We start from the raw sequence: 3,024 nt of genomic DNA, 5'->3' as shown, positions 1-3,024 counted from the left end.
CTGTCGTCGCAACTCGCCATGACGGTGGAGTTGCAGTCGAAGAACCTCGATCGGATCAGCGGGGACGTCCAGCTCGGGCTCACGCGTATCAACGCGGCCGCGGTCGACCTGAACACCTTTTCGTCGCGCGTGGACTCGGCCACCAGCCGTGGTGAGCTGCAGGTGATCGTGGCCAACTCGCAATCGGCGGCCAGGGAACTGCTCGCCGCCACTACGCGCCTGCGCGAAGTGGCCGAGGGACTCGATCGGACCGAGGGACGACTGGCAAGCGCGGTCAGCAAAGCCGACTCGGTGTTCGGCAAGGTGAATGCGGGCCGCGGCACACTGGGGCTGATGGTGAACGACCCCGCGTTGTACCAGCAGAGCGACTCGCTGGTGCGCGAACTGCGTGCGCTGGTGGCCGACGTGAAGAAGAACCCGAAGCGCTACATCAACGTGCGGGTGTTCTAGCCCCCACGGCTCGAGCGAAGGCTCAGGCCGACGGCACCGCGAGGACGCCGCAGCGCGCGGTGCGCAGCACGCGCGTGGCGACCGAGCCGACCACCATCCGCTCGAGGACACCGTGACGCTGCGTGCCCACGGCGATCAGGTCGCACTGCGCCTGCCGTGCCAACGACAGCAGCGACGCGGCCGGATCACCGCGCACGGTGACGGTTTCCACCAGCACCCCGTCGGGCGGCTCGAGCTGCGCGCGCACTTCATCGAAGAGCGGCGGCAGGGTGCGGCCGTAGTCGGCATCCCACGCCTGCCAATCGTCCGACGGATGCTCGAACCGCGGGCGCACATGCACCAGCGTGAGTCGGCCGTTCGGCGCCACCAGTCGGGCGGCGAGCCGGGCCGCCTGCACGCTGGCGGCACTGAAGTCGAGACCGACCACGGCGTGCACGGGATGCGTCGGGAAGCTCGGCCCCACCGCCAGCACCGGCACCCGCGATTCCCGGAGCGTGGCCAACGTGGTCTCGGTGCCGAACAACCGATCGAGCGGATTGTGTCGCCCGATCCCCATCACGATGACCGACGCGTGTCGTCGCCGTGCCTCCGTGGCCAGCAGGCGGGACGGAGAACCCAACAGCACCTCCACCGGCCACGAGGAATCACCGGCGGACGACACGATGATCGCCCGGCGCACGTCCTCCTCCATCGCGGCGCGACGCTCCTCATCCAGTCCGGCCGGGACGGGTAACACGTCCATGCCGGTAGCCACACCGGGAGTCGGCTCGCAGACGCCGAGCACCTGGAGCGGGCCCCCGAACGCCCGCATCGCCAGCCGACCGGCGTTGAACAACGCCTCACTGGACACCGGTGTACCATCGCACGCGACCAGCACGGGTCCACCAGCGCCGGGCGGCTGGTACTCCGCGTGCAGGACGGAATCGTGGGCAAGAACGGGCATGGACAGGACCCTCGTGGAGCGGCGGGCAGCGCACGGCGTCGCGCTGGAGAGGAGGGTCGCACACGGCCCGCGATCGCTCTATCGGGAAGTTCGGCGGTCCGAGTCAGGGAATCCCGTACGACGGCATCGACCTCTCGTCTAGAGCGCCCATCGGAGCGCGCGGGCCGTCGTGTCGAGCAGTCGGTGAGACCACGTCCGCTCGCGCCATTCGTCCATCGTAATCTCGCGGCTGTTCTCGAGATCGGCCCGAAAGCTCCCTTCGAGCGCGGCGGCGCACGCGTCGTCGAACACGAGCACGTTGCACTCCGCATTCAACCAGAACGACCGAAAATCCAGATTCGACGACCCGATGAGACTGGCATGACCGTCGACCACCATCGTCTTCGCATGCAAGGTCGCGCGTTCGTATTCGAACACGCGCACGCCACTCTCGAGCAGCGTGCGATAGGCGCCATGCGCGGCGTGCCGGATCAGCGGCACATCCGTGCGCTCGCTGGGCAGGAGCAGGCGCACATCCACGCCGCGCCGCGCCGCGGTGAGCAGGAAGGTGAGCGCACGCGTTGGCGGGGCGAAGTACGGCGTCGTAATCCACAGGCGCTCGCGCGCGCCGCCCAGCAGCGCCGACAACACGCTCAACATCTCGCGCTGTCCGCGTCCGGGTCGAGGATCGAGCACGAGCACTGCCCGATCGTCCGGTGAGGCCGCGTCGATAACACGACGCACGAGACGTCCACGGCGGCGGTCGCGTTGACGTCCAAGCTGACGCTGCACCTGCCGCTGGACGGCCTGCTGCAATCGACGTGGCACGGCCCGCGCACCGACCGCCTCGACGTTCTCTTGCGGCGACGAATCAGCCGCATCGCTCCAGCTCACATACTCGAGACCGGGCAGGGCCGGTCCGCGTGCGCGATCCCAGCCTTCAGCGAAGACCGCCGCCAGCTCACGGGCTACCGACCCTTCGACCTGCACGAACGTGTCGCGCCACACGTCGTGACGGGCACGGATCGACGAGCCGTACTCCTCACCGATGTTCATGCCGCCAGTGAAGGCGACCCGACGATCGCACACGAGCAGCTTGCGATGATCGCGGCGGAGCGCGTCGAGCGGGTGATGCCAGAAGCGATGAAAGTGGCGAACCACCACGCCCTGATCGGTGAGCGAGTCCCAGAAACGGTCGTGCGTCGCCATCGAGCCCACCGCATCCGCCAGCACATAGGTGCGGATACCGCGGGTGGCCGCCCGCACCAGCGCCTCCTGCACCGACGCGCCGAGCGTGTCGTCGCGCAGGATGTACGTCTCGAGCAACACTTCTTCACACGCGGCATCGATGGCGGCGATCATCGTGCGGAACGCATCGGCGCCATCGGGCAAAAGCACCGGTGGCGGACATTGATGCATGGGGCCGCCATCGATGCGCTGCAGGAGCTCGCGAAACGCCGGGTCACGCACGCCCTCGGTGAAGCGCCGTGCGGCGCCCCACGCGCGATACGTGCGCACTTCCCTCGGCGACGGCGCGTCAGCCATGTTTCAGCATGACCCTCATCCTGCGACTCCTCATCAATGCGGTCGCGCTCTGGTGCGCCGCGCGATTCATCGATGGCATCAGCTACACCGGAACCTGGCAGGGACTC

At 68.3% G+C, this 3,024-nt stretch carries 3 protein-coding genes; 1 reads left to right on the top strand and 2 read right to left on the bottom strand.

Features of this window, described 5'->3' with window-relative positions:
• Positions 1–450 (top strand): hypothetical protein (locus tag ACIRA7_RS16240; RefSeq protein WP_396221879.1); only part of this gene is annotated, 450 nt, incomplete at its 5' end.
• A 22-nt stretch (positions 451–472) separates the two neighbouring features.
• Here the strand turns inward: ACIRA7_RS16240 and ACIRA7_RS16235 are convergent.
• Complete coding sequence (locus ACIRA7_RS16235; RefSeq protein WP_396221878.1) at positions 473–1,393, bottom strand: universal stress protein; 921 nt, start codon at positions 1,391–1,393, stop codon at positions 473–475.
• Between the two features lie 138 nt (positions 1,394–1,531).
• Complete coding sequence (locus ACIRA7_RS16230) at positions 1,532–2,917, bottom strand: phosphatidylserine/phosphatidylglycerophosphate/cardiolipin synthase family protein (protein WP_396221877.1); 1,386 nt, start codon at positions 2,915–2,917, stop codon at positions 1,532–1,534.
• Positions 2,918–3,024 lie beyond the last annotated feature (107 nt).

Origin of the sequence: Gemmatimonas sp. (assembly GCF_044376735.1) — a bacterium.
Classification (GTDB): Bacteria; Gemmatimonadota; Gemmatimonadetes; order Gemmatimonadales; family Gemmatimonadaceae; genus Gemmatimonas.
This window is presented reverse-complemented; position numbering and strand designations above follow the sequence as displayed.

Excerpts from the sequence above, each read along its gene's own strand:
- ACIRA7_RS16235 (WP_396221878.1), bottom strand. The coding sequence starts at position 1,393 with ATGCCCGTTCTTGCCCACGATTCCGTCCTGCACGCGGAGTACCAGCCG.
- ACIRA7_RS16230 (WP_396221877.1), bottom strand. The coding sequence starts at position 2,917 with ATGGCTGACGCGCCGTCGCCGAGGGAAGTGCGCACGTATCGCGCGTGG.